This window comes from Streptomyces sp. NPDC058231, assembly GCF_042882275.1.
In the GTDB taxonomy this organism is placed as follows: Bacteria; Actinomycetota; Actinomycetes; order Streptomycetales; family Streptomycetaceae; genus Streptomyces.
Genome location: NZ_JBHVWN010000039.1, coordinates 63,073 through 78,850, shown reverse-complemented (window position 1 = coordinate 78,850; position 15,778 = coordinate 63,073). Strand labels below are relative to the sequence as shown.

General features: G+C 70.4%; 15 protein-coding genes. 13 read left to right on the top strand and 2 right to left on the bottom strand.

The annotated features are described in order from the left end of the window. Positions 1–135 precede the first annotated feature (135 nt). On the bottom strand, positions 136–1,329 hold the full coding sequence (locus ACFVXE_RS24275) for a YihY/virulence factor BrkB family protein (RefSeq protein ID WP_389674031.1): 1,194 nt from the start codon (positions 1,327–1,329) through the stop codon (positions 136–138). A 17-nt stretch (positions 1,330–1,346) separates the two neighbouring features. Between ACFVXE_RS24275 and ACFVXE_RS24270 the strand changes: the two genes are divergently transcribed. The 13 genes from ACFVXE_RS24270 (at position 1,347) to ACFVXE_RS24210 (ending at position 14,930) form a co-directional block, all read left to right on the top strand. Beyond that, positions 1,347–2,984 (top strand): acyl-CoA dehydrogenase family protein, encoded by a 1,638-nt coding sequence (locus ACFVXE_RS24270; RefSeq protein ID WP_389674029.1) that lies wholly within the window; start codon positions 1,347–1,349, stop codon positions 2,982–2,984. A 287-nt stretch (positions 2,985–3,271) separates the two neighbouring features. Beyond that, positions 3,272–4,513 (top strand): GAF domain-containing protein, encoded by a 1,242-nt coding sequence (locus tag ACFVXE_RS24265; RefSeq protein ID WP_389674040.1) that lies wholly within the window; start codon positions 3,272–3,274, stop codon positions 4,511–4,513. Between the two features lie 70 nt (positions 4,514–4,583). Further along, on the top strand, positions 4,584–5,174 hold the full coding sequence (locus ACFVXE_RS24260) for a GNAT family N-acetyltransferase (protein WP_389674028.1): 591 nt from the start codon (positions 4,584–4,586) through the stop codon (positions 5,172–5,174). A 487-nt stretch (positions 5,175–5,661) separates the two neighbouring features. Continuing rightward, positions 5,662–7,359, top strand: coding sequence for a nitrite/sulfite reductase (locus tag ACFVXE_RS24255; RefSeq protein ID WP_389674027.1), 1,698 nt, complete (start codon positions 5,662–5,664; stop codon positions 7,357–7,359). Beyond that, on the top strand, positions 7,356–7,535 hold the full coding sequence (locus ACFVXE_RS24250; protein WP_250966951.1) for a hypothetical protein: 180 nt from the start codon (positions 7,356–7,358) through the stop codon (positions 7,533–7,535). The genes ACFVXE_RS24255 and ACFVXE_RS24250 overlap by 4 nt, the downstream gene beginning before the upstream one ends. Then, on the top strand, positions 7,532–8,248 hold the full coding sequence (locus ACFVXE_RS24245; RefSeq protein ID WP_389674025.1) for a phosphoadenylyl-sulfate reductase: 717 nt from the start codon (positions 7,532–7,534) through the stop codon (positions 8,246–8,248). The genes ACFVXE_RS24250 and ACFVXE_RS24245 overlap by 4 nt, the downstream gene beginning before the upstream one ends. Next, positions 8,248–8,817 (top strand): adenylyl-sulfate kinase, encoded by a 570-nt coding sequence (gene cysC / locus ACFVXE_RS24240; RefSeq protein ID WP_389674023.1) that lies wholly within the window; start codon positions 8,248–8,250, stop codon positions 8,815–8,817. The genes ACFVXE_RS24245 and cysC overlap by 1 nt, the downstream gene beginning before the upstream one ends. After that, a complete protein-coding gene (gene cysD, locus ACFVXE_RS24235; protein WP_389674021.1) occupies positions 8,814–9,749 on the top strand; it encodes a sulfate adenylyltransferase subunit CysD in 936 nt (311 codons plus the stop codon). Before cysC ends, cysD begins: the two co-directional genes overlap by 4 nt. A 1-nt stretch (position 9,750) precedes the next feature. After that, entirely contained in the window at positions 9,751–11,091 is a 1,341-nt protein-coding gene (locus ACFVXE_RS24230; protein ID WP_389674019.1) for a sulfate adenylyltransferase subunit 1, read from the top strand. A gap of 244 nt (positions 11,092–11,335) precedes the next feature. Further along, positions 11,336–12,451 (top strand): aliphatic sulfonate ABC transporter substrate-binding protein, encoded by a 1,116-nt coding sequence (locus ACFVXE_RS24225; protein WP_389674017.1) that lies wholly within the window; start codon positions 11,336–11,338, stop codon positions 12,449–12,451. 40 nt (positions 12,452–12,491) lie between these two features. Then, complete coding sequence (locus ACFVXE_RS24220; RefSeq protein WP_389674015.1) at positions 12,492–13,283, top strand: ABC transporter ATP-binding protein; 792 nt, start codon at positions 12,492–12,494, stop codon at positions 13,281–13,283. Beyond that, a complete protein-coding gene (locus ACFVXE_RS24215; RefSeq protein WP_389674013.1) occupies positions 13,270–14,175 on the top strand; it encodes an ABC transporter permease in 906 nt (301 codons plus the stop codon). The genes ACFVXE_RS24220 and ACFVXE_RS24215 overlap by 14 nt, the downstream gene beginning before the upstream one ends. Positions 14,176–14,183: 8 nt before the next feature. Continuing rightward, on the top strand, positions 14,184–14,930 hold the full coding sequence (locus ACFVXE_RS24210) for a sirohydrochlorin chelatase (RefSeq protein WP_389674011.1): 747 nt from the start codon (positions 14,184–14,186) through the stop codon (positions 14,928–14,930). A gap of 12 nt (positions 14,931–14,942) precedes the next feature. On the opposite strand, the gene ACFVXE_RS24205 is transcribed toward ACFVXE_RS24210, so the two are convergent. Next, positions 14,943–15,575: a DsbA family protein gene (locus tag ACFVXE_RS24205; RefSeq protein WP_389674010.1), complete on the bottom strand. Its 633-nt coding sequence runs from the start codon at positions 15,573–15,575 to the stop codon at positions 14,943–14,945. Positions 15,576–15,778: the final 203 nt, after the last annotated feature.

Below are 15,778 nucleotides of genomic sequence, written 5' to 3'. Positions count from 1 at the left end.
GGAGGGTCGCCCCGATACTGGATGTATCGGGGTGATCCCGACAACGCGGCGAGCGTGCGTGCGAGACGTCGCCGAGCAGGCGGGACTTTCGAAACACGCCCTAGAACAGCCTCGTGGGCTCCGGGGCGGCCGAGGCTACGAACGGGCCTCGCGGGACCCCTTGGGCTGCCGCTCCCCGTCCTTGGCCGGGTCCTTGACCGAGTCCTTGTCGCTCCTCGGCTGGAGCAGCCGGGACTTCACGTCGTCCGGCGGCAGGAACCGCGACCACCGCTCCGGGAACTCGGAGGGCATGTACGGGCTGTCGCCGTCCTCGATGTCGTCCCAGCCGTCGTCGCTCTCCGCCCTGGCGCGCGCCACCAGCTCCGCCGCCTGGGCGGCCCGCACCCGGTCGTTGGCGGCGCGTGCCGCGGCTGTCGCGACCGACGGCCACACCCGGTCGATGGCCGCGTTGACGGCCGCACCGACCAGTACCGCGAAGGCGGAGATACCGATCCACAGCAGCACGGCGATGGGGGCGGCCAGGGAGCCGTAGATCGTCGGACCCTCGACCGTGCTGGTCAGGTAGATCCGCAGCAGGAAGCTGCCCAGCACCCACATCGCGAGCGCCACCAGCGCGCCCGGTGTGTCCTCGATCCACGGCGACCTGACCGGTACGGACACGTGGTAGAGCGTGGTCAGGAAGGCGATGGACAGCAGGATCACCAGCGGCCAGTAGAGGACGCTTATGAGCTCCGTGCCCCACGGGATGAACTCCACGACCCGGTCGGGGCCGACCACGAGCAACGGCAGCACGACCGCGCCGAGCAGCAGCGCGACGATGTACAGGACGAACGAGAGCAGCCGCGTCTTGACGACGCCGCGCTGGCCGTCGAGGCCGTACATCACGGTGATCGTGTCGATGAAGACGTTCACCGCACGGGATCCGGACCAGAGCGCGATCGCGAATCCGATCGAGATGACATCGGGACGGGCGCCGGTCGTGACGTCGGCCAGGAGTGGCTTGGCGAAGTCGTTGACGCCCCGCTCGGACAGGACCGTCTGCGCCGCGTTGAGGATGTTGCGCTCGATGGAGGCGACCGTCGTGGTGCTCGTCCACTCGTCGACGTAGCCGAGCAGACCGATCAGGCCGAGCAGCAGCGGCGGGAGCGAGAGCAGGGTGAAGAACGCCGCCTCGGCGGCGAGTCCCAGAATGCGGTACTCCATGCACGAATTGACGGTGTCCTTGAGCAACTGCCAGACCATCTGCCGCTTGGATACGTTGCGGTAGAGGACTCGGGCCCGGTGGAGCCGGCCACGTGGCCGCTCGGGTGTTTCATTTGCTGCCTGCACGTCCTTACCGTATCGGCATGGCAGCCACCACCCACACCGTGTCCAATCAGGTCCCGCCGCTGGTCGGCTACGACGTCTTCGCAGCCGACCGCGCCCTCACCGAGGCGGTGGAGCGTCACCTCGCACCCGAGCTGCTCGGCACGGCGCGCGTCGAGCTCGGCGAGCTGGGCCGGGCCGCCGGGTCCGCACAGGTCCAGCGGTGGGGTGCGCAGGCGAACGAGAACCCTCCGCGGCTGCGTACCCATGACCGGTACGGGCATCGCATCGACGAAGTGGAGTTCCATCCCTCCTGGCACCGCCTGCTGGGACACGCGGTCTCCGCGGGGCTGACCGACGCCTGGGGCAGGCCGGGCGGCCATGTGCGGCGCACGGCCGGCTTCCTGGTGTGGACGCAGGCCGAGGGCGGGCACGGCTGCCCGCTTTCGATGACCCACGCGGCGGTGCCCGCGCTGCGGACCGATCCGGCGCTCGCCGCCGAGTGGGAGCCGCGGCTGACCTCGACGGTGTACGAGCGCGAACTGCTGCCCGCCGCGCAGAAGACCGGCGCCCTCTTCGGCATGGGTATGACGGAGAAGCAGGGCGGCACGGACGTGCGGTCCAACACGACGAGGGCCGATCCGCTGGCCGCCGACGGCGAGTATCTGCTCACCGGGCACAAGTGGTTCTGCTCGGCGCCGATGTCCGACGGTTTCCTGGTGCTGGCGCAGGCACCCGGCGGGCTGACGTGCTTCCTGCTGCCCCGGGTGCTGCCCGACGGCACCCGCAACATGTTCGCGATCCAGCGCCTCAAGGACAAGCTGGGCAACCGGTCCAACGCGTCGGGCGAGGTCGAGTTCGACGGCACGTGGGCGCGCCGGGTCGGCGACGAGGGGCGCGGGGTGCGCACCATCATCGAGATGGTGGCGGCGACCCGGCTGGACTGTGTGACCGGTTCCGCGGCACTGATGCGGCAGGCGGTGGCGCAGGCGGTCCACCACTGCGCGTACCGCAGCGCCTTCGGCGGGGTGCTGATCGAGAAGCCGCTGATGCGCAACGTGCTGGCCGATCTGGCCCTGGAGTCGGAGGCGGCCACGGTGCTGGCGCTGCGGCTCGCCGCCGCGTACGACGCCGGGACCGAGACGGAGCAGGCCTTTCTGCGGATCGCGGTGCCCACGGCGAAGTACTGGGTGACGAAACGGTGCACGCCGATGGTGGCCGAGGCACTGGAGTGTCTGGGCGGAAACGGGTACGTCGAGGAGTCCGGGATGCCGCGGCTGCTGCGCGAGGCGCCGCTCAACTCGATCTGGGAGGGCTCGGGGAACGTACAGGCGCTGGATGTGCTGCGGGCGCTGCAGCGCGAGCCGCAGGCGCTCAACGCGTTCCTGCAGGAGGTCGGCAGGGCGCGCGGCGCGGATCACCGGCTGGACAGAGCGATCAAGGACATGCTGACCGAGCTGGCCGATCTGAACGGGATCGAGGCGCGGGCCCGCCGGCTCGCCGAGCGGATGGCGCTGGTGCTGCAGGGCTCGCTGCTGGTCCGATGGGCACCGCCGGAGGTCGCCGACGCGTTCTGCGCCTCACGGCTGGGCGGGGAGTGGGGGACGGCATTCGGGACGCTGCCGCACACCCTGGACCTGGTCCCGGTCGTGGAGCGGGCGCGGCCCGTCGCGCACTGACCCCGCCCGGTTCAGCGACGGAGGGTGGTGCTGCGCCGACACGGCACCACCCTCCATGCTGTGCACACCGAACAGCGGGGCCAGGCTCCGCCGTGCGGTGTTGCACCACTCTCATACGTGGCGGCGGGCCACCGCCAGAGTTGCAAAGGGTTGCACCGGTTGTGCGGAGTGCCCGGTATCGGGATCCCCGGAGCGGCAGGATGGGGTCCCTGGGCCGTCGACTCGGCCCTGTTACGGGGGATGCGACGGTGGAGCCGCAGGCGGCCGAGGTGGCGCGGCTCTCCGCCATGGACCCGGACCGGGCCGCACGCCCGCTCCGCAGAGGCCGGGAGGCGAGGGCGACGGGCGACAGGACGCAGGCCTCCCTGCGGGCCGAGATCGGTGCCTCGTGGAAACGGGTGCTGCGCAGCGGCGTCGATCCGGAACAGTCGACGGAGAGCGTGCTGCTGCAACCGGACGAGATCGAGCACCGGCGCCGGAGCACAGCCCTGGGTGAGGTGATGCCGGTTCTCGGCGAGGGACTGGCCTCCCTCGCCGACGCCGCGCAGCAGATCGTGGTCATCACCGATGCCGAGGGCCGGGTGCTCTGGCGGCAGGGCAATCCGGGGGTGCTGCGCCGCGCCGACGACATCTGCCTGGAGGAGGGGGCGGCCTGGTCCGAGACGACCACCGGTACCAACGCGATCGGTACCGCGCTGGCCTCGCGCGCCGCGGTCCAGGTCCACGCGTCCGAGCACTTCGTCCGTACTCTCCAGAACTGGACGTGTGCGGCGGCCCCGGTCCGTGACCCTCGGGACGGCCGGATACTGGGCGTCGTCGACATCAGCGGTCCCGTGTCCACCGTCCATCCGATGACGCTGGCGCTGGTCGGATCGGTGGCCCGGCTCGCCGAGAGCGAGATCCGGACCGGCCATCTGGTCGCGATCGACCGGCTGCGCTCGGTGGCCACACCGCTGCTTGCCCGGCTGGGCGGCCGGGCTCTGGCGGTGGACGTGCACGGCTGGCCGGCCGCGGTGATCGGAATGCCGCCGGTGGACCGGCTGCCGCTGCCGAAGTCGCTGCGGCCGGGCCGGACCTGGCTGCCGTCGCTGGGCATGTGCCGGGTGGAGCCACTGCCCGGGGGCTGGCTGCTCCAGGTGGCGGACGGTCCCTCGGACGGGCCGCCGCGCCGGGTGGTCCTCGATCTGAGCCGCCCGCAGCGCCTCGCGGTCAGCGTGGTGGGGCCGGTCGGCACCTGGACCCAGCGGCTCTCACCGCGCCACGCCGAACTGCTGTACGCCCTGGCGCTGCACCGCGAGGGACGTACCGCGTCCGAGCTGGCGGAGGACGTCTTCGGCGATCCGACCCGGACGGTGACGGTGCGGGCCGAGATCTCACGCATCCGGCGCCACCTCGCCGAGGTACTGACCCACCGCCCGTACCGCCTCGGCGAGGGTGTCGAGGTGGAGGTGATCCACCCCGAGCATCCGGGCGATCTGCTGCCGCGCTCGACGGCTCCGGTGGTGGTCAGGGCCCGTACGGCGGTGTGAGCGGAGCCGGGCGGTCCAGGCCACGGGACAGGCTTTGGCCAGAGCTCTGCGGCATGGTTCCCTGGCAGTCATGAGCAACCCCGAGCCCACAGCTGCCGCAGCCGAGGTGACCGTCTGGTCCCTGGAGCAGACCTCCCCCGACGATCTACGGCCCGCCACCGCCCCGGAGGGGGACGTCCGGATCGTACGGTCCGCGGTACCGCTGCCCGAGTTCAGCCGCTTCCTCTACACCGCCGTCGGCGGCGACATCCAGTGGACCGACCGGCTGCCGATGACGTACGCGCAGTGGCAGGAGACGCTGGACCGGCCAGGGGCCGAGACCTGGGTGGCGTACGAGAACGGAACCCCGGCCGGATACATGGAACTGGACCCGCAGGACGACGGCGTGGTCGAGATCATGTACTTCGGGCTGATCCCGGCCTTCCGCGGGCGCCGGATAGGCGGCCATCTGCTCGCCTACGGGGTCGCGCGCGCCTGGGATCTGGCGGAGCGCTGGCCGGATCGGCAGCCGACGAAGCGGGTGTGGGTGCACACCTGCTCCAAGGACGGCCCGCACGCGATGGACAACTACCTGCGCCGCGGCTTCCGGCTCTTCGACACCAAGGTCGAGCAGGAGCCGGAGGTGGCGTCGCCCGGGCCCTGGCCGGGCGCGGCGCGGTAGGGCACGGCGGAGCCGGCGGGGGCCGGCCGGGTGGACGGCGAAGGGCCCGCACCTCCCGCCGGAGCAGCGGGCCCTTCGCCCGGACGCCGGATCAGATGCGGAGTGAGCCGCGACACCGGTCGTCGGGCGGCTCCTCCGCCGCAGCACCGGGGGCAATTGATGCCATTTCGGATCCGCTGTCCACGCCAACCCGGCGGCCCGAACCACTGCATCTCATATATCGGGACAGTCTCGTCCACATCATGGATCGTGGTGGACTGCTCAGAGAGTCGCGTGACAGGCTTCCGTCATGCCTGGAACTGGAATTGCCTTGGTGAGTCGACGCCACGTCGACCTCGGCCGCATGTTCAGCGCCATCTGTCCGGCGAGCTGAGAGTCCCAGCACCGCCGCGATCCACTTTTCTCTGCAACTCCCGCGCACCGCCGCGCCTCAGCGCGAGTGTGCCGTTCAGAGCCGCCCTCCCGCAGTCCCGAAGGACGTACTGTCATGGCCGCCACCCCGGAACAGCCTGCGACCACCGCACCCCGCCGCAAGGCCGGACGCCACCGCGGCGAGGGCCAGTGGGCCGTGGGGCACCACACTCCGCTCAACGGCAATGAGCAGTTCAAGAAGGACGACGACGGTCTCAATGTGCGGACGCGCATTGAGACGATCTACTCCAAGCGGGGGTTCGACTCGATCGACCCCAACGACCTTCGCGGCCGGATGCGCTGGTGGGGCCTCTACACGCAGCGCAAGCCCGGGATCGACGGGGGCAAGACCGCGGTCCTGGAGCCGGAGGAGCTGGACGACAAGTACTTCATGCTGCGGGTCCGGATCGACGGCGGCCGGCTGACCACCGCGCAGCTGCGGGTCATCGGCGAGATCTCGCAGGAGTACGCGCGCGGCACCGCGGACATCACCGACCGGCAGAACATCCAGCTGCACTGGATCCGCATCGAGGACGTCCCGGCGATCTGGGAGAAGCTGGAGGCCGTCGGGCTCTCCACCACCGAGGCGTGCGGCGACTGCCCGCGCGTGATCATCGGCTCCCCGGTGGCGGGCATCGCCGCCGACGAGATCATCGACGGCACACCCGCGGTCGACGAGATCCACGACCGCTACATCGGCAACAAGGAATTCTCCAACCTGCCGCGCAAGTTCAAGACCGCGATCTCCGGCTCGCCCGTGCAGGACGTGGTGCACGAGATCAACGACATCGCGTTCGTCGGCGTGGTCCACCCCGAGCACGGTCCCGGCTTCGACGTCTGGGTCGGCGGCGGACTCTCCACCAACCCCCGGCTCGCCGAGCGGCTGGGCGCCTGGGTGCCGCTCGACGAGGTGCCGGACGTCTGGGCCGGCGTGGTGGGAATCTTCCGTGACTACGGATACCGGCGGCTGCGCACCCGCGCCCGTCTGAAGTTCCTGATGGCGGACTGGGGTCCGGCGAAGTTCCGCCAGGTGCTGGAGGACGAGTACCTCGAGCGCCCGCTGCTCGACGGGCCCGCCCCCGAGCAGCCGAGCAGCCGGTGGCGCGACCACGTGGGCGTCCACCAGCAGCAGGACGGCCGCTTCTACGTCGGTTTCGCGCCGCGGGTCGGCCGGGTCGACGGGTCCACCCTGTCCAAGATCGCGGAGCTGGCGGCCGCGCACGGTTCGGACCGGCTGCGCACCACCGTCGAGCAGAAGATGCTCATCCTCGACGTCGAGCAGGATCAGGTGGACTCCCTCACGGCGGGGCTGGAGGCGCTCGACTTCCAGGTGAAGCCCTCACCGTTCCGCCGCGGCACGATGGCCTGCACCGGCATCGAGTTCTGCAAGCTGGCGATCGTCGAGACGAAGGCGCGCGGCGCCTCGCTGATCGACGAACTCGAGCGCCGCATGCCGGAGTTCGACGAGCCGCTCACCATCAACATCAACGGCTGCCCCAACGCCTGTGCCCGCATCCAGACCGCGGACATCGGCCTCAAGGGTCAGCTGGTGCTGGACGCCGACGGCAACCAGGTCGAGGGCTACCAGGTGCACCTGGGCGGCGCCCTGGGCCTGGAGGCCGGCTTCGGCCGCAAGGTCCGTGGCCTGAAGGTCACTTCGGAGGAGCTGCCGGACTACGTCGAGCGGGTACTGGGCCGGTTCCAGGAGGAGCGCGAGGACGGCGAGCGGTTCGCGACCTGGGCGGCGCGGGCCGATGCGGAGTCGCTGTCATGAGCGAGCGCGCCGCACCCTTCTACTGCCCGTACTGCGGCGACGAGGACCTGCGCCCGCACGAGACCGGGCACGGAGCCTGGGAATGTGCTTCCTGCAACCGCGCGTTCCAGCTGAAGTTCCTGGGCCTGCTGACCCGGGGACTCCAGCGCAACGACGTTGAAGGGGACGGGATATGACGGAGACTCAGCAAATTGCGGAGCTCACGGCGGACGACCTCAGGGAGCTGGCCGGGCGGGCCGGCCGGGAACTGGAGAACTCCTCCGCACCGGAGATCCTGCAGTGGGCGACCGCCACCTTCGGCAAGCGGTTCTGCGTCACCTCCTCCATGGAGGACGCGGTCGTGGCGCACCTCGCCTCGCGCGCCTTCCCGGGTGTCGACGTGGTCTTCCTCGACACCGGCTACCACTTCGAGGAGACGATCGGCACCCGTGACGCCGTCGAGGCCGTGATGGACGTCAATGTCATCACGCTGACCCCGCGTCGGAGCGTGGCCGAGCAGGACGCGGAGTACGGACCGAGGCTGCACGACCGGGATCCGGACCTGTGCTGCAAGCTGCGCAAGGTCGAGCCCCTCGAGGAGGGTCTGGCCTCGTACGCCGCATGGGCGACCGGACTGCGCCGCGACGAGTCCCCCACTCGGGCCGACACCCCGGTCGTCGGCTGGGACGAGAAGCGGCAGAAGGTCAAGATCTCGCCGATCGCACGCTGGACGCAGGACGACGTGGACGCGTACGTCGCCGAGCACGGTGTCCTCACCAACCCGCTGCTGATGGACGGTTACGCATCCGTGGGCTGCGCGCCCTGCACCCGCCGGGTGCTGGAGGGCGAGGACGCACGCGCCGGCCGCTGGGCCGGGCGGGGCAAGACCGAGTGCGGGCTGCACGACTGATGACGACTGATCAGGAGACTTCGATGAGCGTGACGGAGACGGGAGCCACCATCTGGCTGACCGGTCTGCCGAGCGCGGGCAAGACCACCATCGCGTACGAACTGGCCGGGCGGCTGCGCGGCGAGGGCCACCGGGTGGAGGTGCTCGACGGCGACGAGATCCGCGAGTTCCTCTCCGCGGGTCTGGGCTTCTCGCGCGAGGACCGGCACACCAATGTGCAGCGGATCGGCTTCGTCGCCGAACTCCTCGCGGCCAACGGCGTGAAGGTGCTGGTCCCGGTCATCGCCCCGTACGCGGACAGCCGGGACGCGGTACGCAAGCGTCACCTGGCCGAGGGCACCACGTATCTGGAGGTGCACGTCGCGACGCCGGTCGAGGTGTGTTCCGTACGCGACGTGAAGGGGCTGTACGCCAAGCAGGCGGCGGGCGAGATCAGCGGGCTCACCGGGGTCGACGACCCGTACGAGGCGCCCGAGTCGCCGGACCTGCGGATCGAGTCGCACCAGCAGACCGTGCAGGAGTCCGCGGCGGAGCTGTACGCGCTGCTGAGCGAGAGGGGTGCAGCGTGACCACCGTCGCGACTGTGTCGGAAGGCACCGACAATCCGTACGCACTCAGCCACCTGGACTCCCTGGAGTCCGAGGCGGTGCACATCTTCCGTGAGGTGGCGGGAGAGTTCGAACGGCCGGTGATCCTGTTCTCCGGCGGCAAGGACTCCATCCTGATGCTGCACCTGGCGCTGAAGGCGTTCGCGCCCGCGCCGGTGCCGTTCACGCTGCTGCACGTGGACACCGGGCACAACTTCCCCGAGGTCCTCGACTACCGGGACCGCACGGTCGCCCAGCACGGGCTTCGGCTCCATGTCGCCTCCGTGCAGGAGTACATCGACGCCGGGAAGCTCCGCGAGCGTCCCGACGGCACCCGCAACCCGCTGCAGACCGTGCCGCTGACCGAGGCGATCCAGCAGCACCGCTTCGACGCCGTGTTCGGCGGGGGCCGCCGCGACGAGGAGAAGGCCCGCGCCAAGGAGCGGGTCTTCTCGCTGCGCGACGAGTTCTCCCAGTGGGACCCGCGCCGGCAGCGCCCCGAGCTGTGGCAGCTGTACAACGGCCGGCACTCCGCGGGCGAGCACGTCCGGGTCTTCCCGATCTCCAACTGGACCGAACTCGATGTCTGGCAGTACATCGAGCGTGAGGGCATCGAGCTTCCGGAAATCTACTTCGCCCACGAGCGGGAGGTCTTCAACCGCTCCGGGATGTGGCTGACCGCCGGTGACTGGGGCGGTCCCAAGGAGGGCGAGCAGGTCGAGACCCGGCAGGTGCGCTACCGCACCGTCGGCGACATGTCCTGCACCGGCGCCGTCGACTCCGACGCCACGACACTCGCCGCCGTGATCACCGAGATCGCCGCCTCCCGGCTCACCGAACGGGGTGCGACGCGCGCCGACGACAAGATGTCCGAGGCCGCGATGGAAGACCGTAAGCGCGAGGGGTACTTCTAAGATGACCACACTCACCCAGCACGCGGATCAGTTGTCGACCACGACCCTGCTGCGGTTCGCCACCGCGGGATCCGTCGACGACGGCAAGTCCACCCTCGTGGGACGCCTGCTGCACGACTCCAAGTCGGTCCTCACCGATCAGCTGGAGGCCGTCGAGCACGCCTCGCGCAGCCGGGGCCAGGCGGCACCGGACCTGGCACTGCTGACCGACGGGCTGCGGGCCGAGCGCGAGCAGGGCATCACCATCGACGTCGCCTACCGCTACTTCGCGACGCCCCGCCGCCGCTTCATCCTCGCCGACACTCCCGGCCATGTGCAGTACACGCGGAACATGGTGACCGGCGCATCGACCGCCGAGCTGGCCGTCGTCCTGGTCGACGCCCGCAACGGTGTCGTCGAGCAGACCCGCCGGCACGCGGCCGTCGCCGCGCTGCTCCGGGTTCCGCACGTGGTCCTGGCCGTCAACAAGATGGACCTGGTCGACTACGCGGAGCCGGTCTTCGCGGCCATCGCCGAGGAGTTCACCGCGTACGCCGCCTCGCTCGGCGTCCCGGAGATCACCGCGATCCCGATCTCCGCACTCGCCGGTGACAACGTCGTGGAGCCGTCCGCGAACATGGACTGGTACGGCGGCCCGACGGTCCTCGAACACCTGGAGACGGTGCCGGTCAGCCATGACCTCACCACCTGCCATGCCCGGTTCCCCGTGCAGTACGTGATCCGTCCGCAGACGGCCGAGCACCCTGACTACCGCGGTTACGCGGGCCAGATCGCGGCCGGCGCGTTCCGCGTGGGCGAGTCCGTCACCGTCCTGCCCTCGGGCCGTACGTCGACGATCGCCGGTATCGACGCGCTCGGCGAGAGCGTCGACATCGCCTGGGCGCCCCAGTCGGTGACCCTCCTGCTGGCGGACGACATCGACGTCTCGCGCGGCGACCTGATCGCACCGGTCGGCGACGCACCGGCGGTCACCCAGGACGTCGAGGCGACCGTCTGCCACGTGGCCGACCAGCCGCTCACCGTCGGCCAGCGGGTGCTGCTCAAGCACACCACCCGCACGGTCAAGGCGATCGTCAAGGACATCCCGTCGCGGCTGACGCTGGACGACCTCTCCCAGCACCCGGCGCCCGGACAGCTGGTCGCCAATGACATCGGCCGGGTCGTCGTCCGCACCGCTGAGCCGCTCGCACTCGACACGTACGCCGACTCGCGGCGCACCGGTTCGTTCCTGCTGATCGACCCGGCGGACGGCACCACCCTCGCGGCCGGTATGGCGGGCGAGTCGTTCGCCGCCGAGCCGGCGGCCGAGGCCGACAACGACGACGCGCAATGGGACTTCTGATGGGTATCGACATCTACGCGACGTTCGCGAAGGAGGGCGGCCGCATCGGCAGCGGCGCCCTCGGCAGCGGCCAGGGCGGAGTTTCGCGATGTGCGCGATGACGTACGCGCACTGCTTGCGCGCCCTCCTGCACCAACCGCACCGCCTGCACCACGAGTTCAGACGAAGACATGCCGACTTCCCGGCCGCGTCCCCGTAGTTCCCGGAGGACGTGAGCACCGGGCCAACGAGAGGAAAGCCTCCCGTGCCTGCCACCCGTACCACCCTGCGCCGCAGCCTCGCCGCTGCCGCCGCCCTGCCGCTGCTCGCCGTGGCGCTCACCGCCTGCGGTTACGGCTCCGACGCGAAGGACGACGACGCCAAGAAGGCGAACGTCTCCGCCGACGGCAAGAAGCTCTCCGCGGACACCGTGAAGATCGGTTACTTCCCGAACCTCACGCACGCCACCGCCCTGGTGGGCATCCAGGAAGGCCTGATCGCCAAGGAGCTCGGGGGCACGACGGTCAAGCCGTCGACGTTCAACGCGGGCCCGGAGGAGATCGAGGCGCTCAACGCCGGTTCGATCGACATCGGCTTCATCGGCCCCTCCCCCGCCATCAACGGCTTCTCGAAGTCCAAGGGCAAGAGCCTGCGGATCATCGGCGGTTCGGCCTCCGGCGGCGTGAAGCTGGTCGTCAACCCGAAGAAGATCAAGTCTCTGGACCAGCTCAAGGGCAAGAAGATCGCCACCCCGCAGCTCGGGAACACCCAGGACGTGGCGTTCCTCAACTGGATCTCCGAGAAGGGCTGGAAGGTCGACGCCCAGAGCGGCAAGGGCGACGTCTCCGTGGTCCGCACGGACAACAAGGTGACGCCGGACGCCTACAAGTCCGGTTCCATCGACGGGGCATGGGTCCCCGAGCCGACCGCCTCCAAGCTGGTCGCGCAGGGCGCGAAGGTACTCCTCGACGAGTCGACGCTGTGGCCGGAGAAGAAGTTCGTGATCACGAACATCATCGTGTCGCAGAAGTTCCTCACCGAGCACCCCGACGTCGTCGAGGCGGTGCTCCGCGGTTCGGTCAACACCAACGCGTGGATCAACGCCAACCCGGACAAGGCGAAGGCATCCGCCAACGCCGCGCTCAAGGAGCTGTCCGGCAAGGAGCTGCCGCCCGAGGTCCTGGACCCGGCGTGGAAGTCGATCCAGTTCATCGACGACCCGCTGGCCGCGACGCTCGACACGGAGGCCAGGCACGCGGTGAAGGCGGGTCTGCTGGACCAGACGGACCTGACGGGCATCTACGACCTGAAGCCGCTGAACAAGATCCTCAAGGCCGCGGGCAAGCCCGAGGTCGCCGACGCCGGGCTCGGCGTCAAGTAACCCACCCGACCGTTCCAGGATCTCCCAGGAGGTGACGACCATGGCGACGACCACGCTCACCAAGGCCGAGGACCGTGCGGCGGTCGGGCACGCCGCCCGTATCGAGCACGTCTCGAAGTCCTTCGGCGGACCGGAGGGCCGGCAGCTCGTCCTGGACGACATCACGCTCGATGTCGCTCCCGGCGAGTTCGTCACCCTCCTGGGAGCTTCCGGGTGCGGCAAATCAACACTGCTCAATCTGGTGGCCGGACTCGACCGCCCGACCGCGGGGTCCATCGAGACCCCGGGCGGGCGGCCGGCCCTGATGTTCCAGGAGCACGCCCTCTTCCCGTGGCTGACCGCGGGCAAGAACATCGAACTCGCTCTGCGGCTGCGCGGCGTACCCAGGTCCGACCGCCGCACGGAGGCCGAGCGGCTGCTCGAACTCGTGCGCCTCGGCGGGGCGTACGGGAAGCGGGTGCATGAACTCTCGGGCGGTATGCGCCAGCGGGTGGCGATGGCCCGCGCGCTCGCCCAGGACAGCCAACTGCTGCTGATGGACGAGCCGTTCGCCGCGCTCGACGCCATCACCCGGGACGTGCTGCACGACGAACTGACCCGGATCTGGCGCGAGACGAACGTCTCGGTCCTCTTCGTCACGCACAACGTGCGGGAGGCCGTCCGGCTCGCCGAGCGGGTCGTCCTGCTGTCGTCGAGGCCCGGCCGGATCGCCCGGGAGTGGACGGTCGACATCGACCAGCCGCGCCGTATCGAGGACACCGCGGTGGCGGAGCTGTCCGTCGAGATCACCGAACAACTGCGTGGGGAGATCCGCCGACATGGCCAGCACTGACACCACCGCCGAGGACACCACCGTCAAGGACGCCGCCCAGGACCTGGCCGGTCTCGAGGCGGGTCTCGACGCACTCGACGCCGTGCGGGTGAACCGGACCCCGGTGCGCCAGGTGCTGGTGCAGAAGGTCCTGCCGCCGGTCGTGGCGATCGCGCTGGTCCTCGTCGTCTGGCAGGTCCTGATCTGGGCGAAGGTCACCGACGACTACAAGCTGCCGTCGCCGTCCCAGGTCTGGGACGAGGTGACCGCCGCCTGGGCGCAGGGCACCCTGCTCGGTTACATCTGGACCAGTGTCTCGCGCGGTCTGCTCGGCTTCCTGCTGGCGCTCGTCATCGGCACCCCGCTCGGGCTGCTGGTGGCGCGGGTGAAGGTGGTGCGCGCGGCGATCGGCCCGGTGCTCTCCGGACTCCAGTCGCTGCCGTCGGTGGCATGGGTGCCGCCCGCGGTGATCTGGCTGGGGCTCGACGACAAGATGATGTACGCGGTGATCCTGCTGGGAGCCGTCCCGTCGATCGCCAACGGTCTCGTCGCCGGTGTCGACCAGATCCCGCCGCTCCATCTGCGGGCCGGTCAGACGCTGGGCGCCACCGGACTGCGCGGCACCTGGCACATCGTGCTGCCCGCGTCACTGCCCGGCTATCTGGCGGGGCTGAAGCAGGGCTGGGCGTTCTCCTGGCGCTCGCTGATGGCCGCCGAGATCATCGCCTCGTCGCCCGATCTCGGCGTGGGACTGGGGCAGTTGCTGGAGCAGGGCCGGGAGACCAGCAGCATGTCGATGGTGTTCCTCGCCATCTTCCTGATCCTGATCGTCGGTATCGCCATCGATCTGCTGATCTTCAGTCCGCTGGAGCGGTGGGTGCTGCGCAGCCGCGGCCTCCTGGTCAGGAGCTGAGTACTGTCATGCCTTTCCCCGTTCTTCTCGTCATCGCCCACGGCAGCCGCGACCCACGGCACGCGGCGACCGTGCACGCGCTCGCCGCTCGGGTGCGGGCGTTGCGGGCGGGGCTGCGCGTGGAGACCGGATTCCTGGAGTTCAACGCCCCGTCCGTGCCGCGGGTGCTGGAGCGGCTGGCAGCGGAAGGGGCCGGTGACGTGGTCGCCCTTCCGCTGCTGCTGACCCGGGCCTTCCACGCCAAGTCCGACATCCCCGCCGTGCTGCGCGAGGCGCAGCACCGGCTGCCGCTGCTGCGGATCCGCCAGGCGGAGGTGCTCGGCCCGTCGCCGCTGCTGAACTCCGCCCTGGAGCGGCGGTTGTACGAGGCCGGGGTCACCCCCGGCGACCGAAGCTCGACCGGGCTCGTCCTGGCCTCGGCGGGCTCCACAGACCCGGAGGCGATCGCAGTGATCGCTGAAATCGCGCGGGAGCTGCGGCACACCGGTTGGTGCGCCGTGCGGCCTGCGTTCGCCTCCGCATCTCTCCCCCGTACCGAGGACGCGGTGCGGGCCCTACGGGCCGAGGGGGTGTGCCGGGTGGCGGTGGCCCCCTATGTCATCGCCCCCGGCCGCCTGCCGGACCGTATCGCCGCCGGCGCCGCGGGCGCCGATGTGCTGGCCGGTGTCCTGGGTCCGGCGCCGGAGCTGGCACGGTTGCTGCTCACCCGGTACGACGAGGCGTGCGTCCCGGCCGCTACGCGGCTCACCGCCTGAGGGCCGTACGGCTCAGCCGAGATCGAGGCTGCCGGTGCGGGTGCGCTTGAGCTCGAAGAAGTCCGGGTAGCCGGCCAGCACCCGGAAGCTGTCGAAGAGCCTGGCCGCCTCCTCACCGCGCGGGACGGAACTGAGGACCGGACCGAACCACACCGTGCCGTCGACATGGATCGTCGGGGTACCGACGTAACCCTCCGCCTCCGGGTCCTTGCCCGCGTCGTGGCCGCGCCGCAGCGCTTCGTCGTGCGCCTCCGAGTGCGCGGCGTCGGCGAGCTCCGCCGGCAGCCCGAGCTCGGCGAGGGACGCGGCGACCACCTCGTCGAAGTCCTCGTTCTTCTGCTGGTGGATGCGGGTGCCGTAGGCGGTGTAGAGGTCGCGGAGCACCCCGTCTCCGTGGGCCGCCGCGGCGGCGACCGCGACCCGTACCGGGCCGATCGACTTGTCGACCAGTTCCCGGTACCAGTCGGGGAGTTCGTTGCCGACGTTGTGCAGATACAGGCTCATGACGTGAAAGCGGAGCTCGATGTCGCGCCGCTGCTCCACCTCCAGCATCCAGCGGGAGGTGATCCAGGCGAACGGGCAGGCCGGGTCGAAGTAGAAGTCGACGACGGCCGGGGCGGTGCCCTGGTTCCGTTGAGAGGTCATGGTCCGAGCCTAGCCAGTGATTGGCATATCGCTGCGGGCCATTTGCCACCCGATCTGCTGGGCCATTCGCAGGCGATGGTCGCCGCGGTTCACCCGGCACGGCAGCGACACCGCCGCCCTCCACCGCGACCTCGCCTCGCTCGTCCCCGCGAGAACTGGAGGTGAGCGGGGACAGGGCGAGCGAGGAACGGCGACAGCCGACC